This is a genomic window from Prosthecobacter sp., from assembly GCF_046154365.1.
Taxonomy (GTDB): Bacteria; Verrucomicrobiota; Verrucomicrobiia; order Verrucomicrobiales; family Verrucomicrobiaceae; genus Prosthecobacter.
Map to the genome: position 1 here is coordinate 1 of NZ_JBJXFV010000227.1, position 3,855 is coordinate 3,855.

At 62.1% G+C, this 3,855-nt stretch carries 2 protein-coding genes; one reads left to right on the forward strand and one right to left on the reverse strand.

What is annotated here, in order from left to right; translation table 11 throughout:
* A partial coding sequence (locus ACKVY0_RS28915) for a saccharopine dehydrogenase family protein (RefSeq protein WP_409218358.1) occupies positions 1–1,021 on the forward strand: 1,021 nt, incomplete at its 5' end.
* A 722-nt stretch (positions 1,022–1,743) separates the two neighbouring features.
* On the opposite strand, the gene ACKVY0_RS28920 is transcribed toward ACKVY0_RS28915, so the two are convergent.
* Positions 1,744–2,700, reverse strand: coding sequence for a hypothetical protein (locus ACKVY0_RS28920; protein WP_409218359.1), 957 nt, complete (start codon positions 2,698–2,700; stop codon positions 1,744–1,746).
* Positions 2,701–3,855 lie beyond the last annotated feature (1,155 nt).

Here is a 3,855-nt window from a genome sequence, read left to right on the forward strand (position 1 = left end):
CGCACTGGTCGAACTGCTCCAGAGCTTCCAGCCCGAGGTCGTCATCAATGTGGCCCTGCCCTACCAGGACCTCACCAGCATGGACGCCTGCCTCGAAGCCGGAGTACATTACATCGACACCGCGAACTACGAGCCCCGCGATGTGGCCAAGTTTGAGTATCACTGGCAGTGGGCGTATCAGGAAAAGTTCAAGGCCGCCGGTCTCACGGCGTTGCTAGGCTGCGGCTTTGATCCAGGCGTGACGAATGTCTATACCGCCTACGCTTTGACGCATCATTTCTCGAAGATCGACACGCTCGACATCCTCGACTGCAACGCGGGCGATCACGGCAAGGCCTTCGCCACCCACTGCAATCCCGAGATCAATCTGCGCGAGGTCACCGCGAATGGTCGCTACTGGGAAAACGGCGCGTGGGTGGAGACGAAGCCGCTCGAAATCAAGCGCAGCTTCCCCTTCCCGGATGGCATCGGCCCGAAGAATATCTACTGCCTCTACCACGAAGAGCTGGAGAGCCTCACGAAGCATATCCCCATGCGCCGCGCCCGCTTTTGGATGACCTTTGGCGATGCCTACATCAAGCACATGGAAGTGCTGGTGAACGTCGGCATGACCGGCATCCATCCCGTGAAGCACAAAGGCGTGGACATCATCCCCATCGAGTTCTTGAAGACCCTCCTGCCCGAGCCTGGCAGCCTGGGCCCCGATACCAAAGGCAAGACCTGCATCGGCAACTGGATCGAAGGCACCGGCAAAGACGGCCAGCCCTTGCGCTACTACGTGTACAACATCTGCGACCACCAGGAGTGCTACGTTGAGACCAACAGCCAAGGCGTCAGCTACACCACCGGCGTCCCCGCCATGATCGCCGCCCGCCAGCTCCTCACCAATCCCACCGAGTATCGCCAGCCCGGCGTCTGGAACGTCGAGCAGCTCAATCCCGACCCCTTCATGGCCGACCTCAACGCCTACGGCCTCCCCTGGCTCGAAACCTGGCCCACCGAGCCGCTTCCCGGCGAGTGAGAAGGTGACTGCCTGTGCCATGGCAGAACTGCCAAGGGGTGTATCGCCGGAATCATCTCGTAGGTTGGGTGTGGCGATAGCCCGCCCGACTTCTTGGCCCTCGCGCGGCCAGCGTGCGCCCAAATGACGAGCGGGCTGACGCCACACTCATCCTACATCATTCCGGCGCTGCACCCACTGCAATGGGTGGAACTGAATATGGCAAACGCTGCATGATCTGCCGGGGCTGTTCCTCCATGCCTTTTTGCTCTGCGACCGTCCAGCCTCTGCGGTTCAATCCAACTTAACCGTAACGATGCAGTCAAAGTCAGTGGACGAAGACAGACTCAAACACCCGCAGGTGAAGGCTCGCGGCAGCGTCCTGGAGTGCGCCGGTCCTCCGGCGCTTTCGAGCGTCCCCGGGCCTGCGGAAAGCTCCAGAGGGCTGGAGCACTCCAGGACGCTGCCGCGCTCAACGCAAACCCAACTGTATGGTTACGGCTTAACCGCAGCGGTTGGACGGTCGCAGAGGCTCATTGACATTCCTTGTCATGGTTCAAGCAGCGCCCGAGGTCAGGATGTCTGCCCCTCGCCGATCTTGCTGGTGACTTCCAACTGGTGTTCCAAGACCAAACTGCCTCCAAACACTCACCACAGAGGTCACAGAGAACCACAGAGAAAGAACTCTGTCTCCCTCCTCGGTGCCTCTCCGTGCCCTCGGTGGTTAAAAAAATCTCTCCGCGCTACACGATTGGCGGTTCGATCGTGATCGTACGCTCTGCGCTCGTGCGTGACCCGGCACTGTTCGTCGCTTCGGTGATCACTTTGACCACCTGCGCCACGGTGAAGGGGCCGATGGCGTCGCCGGCCTCGGTCAGCGGGACGCTGTGGGTGAAGTCGGCGTCCACGCCGACGACCATCCACTTCAGCAGCTTCGTCGTGGCATGCGCACCGCCGCCGGGGACGTACTCGACGAGCACCTCCAGGCCGCTGGTGCCGCCCTGCGCCACGGTGTTGATCTCGATGGTCTCCGGCGCGGCCGTGCCACCCTCCGTCGGGATGCTGCTGAGGGCTTCGTATTCGGGTGAACCGGGATCGTAGCTGGCCTTCATCACCTTGTACCAGCTCTTGTTGAGCTGGTCCGTCTGGTCATCGAGGTCGGTCAAATCCTTGCGCGTCTTGTCCAGCAGGCCCTCCGTGTCGCTGATGGCCTGCACCTGCGTGGTGTAGCCGTCCAGCAGCGCCTTGAACATCGCCGCCGTCTGCGCCACGCCTTGCAGCATGCGGGTGATCGGCGGCTGTGCGGGCGTCAGCGCCGCCAGCGCGGTGTTCGCGCGCACCCACACCGGATACAGCGCCCGTGCGCGCTCCAGGATCGTGCCCTCCGAGCGTGGGGAGATTTGAAACACGTCCTTGAGATCCTTCATCAGCAGCACGTTGTCGCCGAGCTGGCCTTCGAGGATTTGCGGCACCTTGGTGCCCAGCACCTTGAGCTTTTGCAGCGTCGCCTGCCCGGCGCGGTAGGCCGCGTCGGCATCGTCCTGCTTCACGGCGCGCAGTTGCACCAGCGGCTCGAACTGGGCGATGAGCGCGCTGAGTTCCGTCGTTCCTTGCGTGCCGATCTTGAGGGTCGGCGCATGTTGCGTCCACACGGTCAGTGACAGTTGGGCGCGGTCTTTGGTGATTTCCCAGGATTGCATGGTGGTAGGTGTGTTTAGGGTTATCGGTGTGCTTGGCAAAAGAGGCGCCACAGGCGCAGGCGTGGAGGAACCCGACCACAAATGGCCGTCATTCCAGCGGCTACCGTCGTTCCAACGGGCCAGCAGGGGCGTGGAAGAGCGCAGCATCGCAGCAGGGCGTCAGGGATGAGTCCAAGGCAGGCCGCAGCCACCGGCGGCGATCATGCCCTGGGCGTGGTAGGAGAATGGAAGAGCGGCTCATGGTCGGTGTGCCTCATTCAACCGCCCCGACAGGCCAGGGAAAACTCCCTGGGACGCAAGGCGTGGGAAAAACATAATCATTTCCGCTTTTTTTCAAGCCCCTTTTGTGGCTGAAACACACGCCGCTCCTGCCAACCGCCCGCAACTGCCATTGCTGCCCCCAGAACATGCTCTGCTGCACCCGCAAGCGCTTCTGCGGCACCCGCAGGTACTCATGCAATGCCCGTCAGCCATGCTGCAACCATTGCAGCAGCTCGAAAAGCCGTTGCAGCCACCCTTGCGGGCGTTGCAGCGGGTTCAAAAGGCGTTTCATCGGCCCGAAAAGCCGTTGCAGTGACCCTGGCAGGCGTTGCAGTGCTCCCAAAAGCCGATGCAGCGGCCTTGGCGGGCGTTGCAGCGACCCGAAAAGCCGATGCAGCGACCTTGGCAGGCGTTGCAGCGGGTCAAAAAGGCGTTGCAGCATGGCTTCCGAACGTTGCAGAGGCATAAAAAGCCGTTGCAGCGTCGTTTCCGGGCCTTGCAGAGGCAGGAAAAGCCGTTGCAGCGTGGTGGATCGCCGAATTGATGCCGTAGGTTGGGTGTGGCGATAGCCCGCCCGACTTCTCGGCCCTCACGCGGCCAGCGTCCGCCCGAATGACGAGCGGGCTGACGCCACACTCATCCTCCATCATTCCAGCAATGCCACTTGCAGCATGGCTTGCGGGCGTTGCCATGAGGTAAATAGGCCAATGACATCCTGACCTCGGGCGCTGCTTGAACCGTGACAAGGAGTATCAATGAGCCTCTGCGACCGTCCAGCCTGAGCCGTAACCATGCAGTTGGGTTTGCGCTGAGCGCGGCAGCGTCCTGGAGTGCTCCAGCCCTCTGGAGCTTTCCGCAGGCCCGGGGACGCTCGAAAGCGCCAGAGGACTGGCG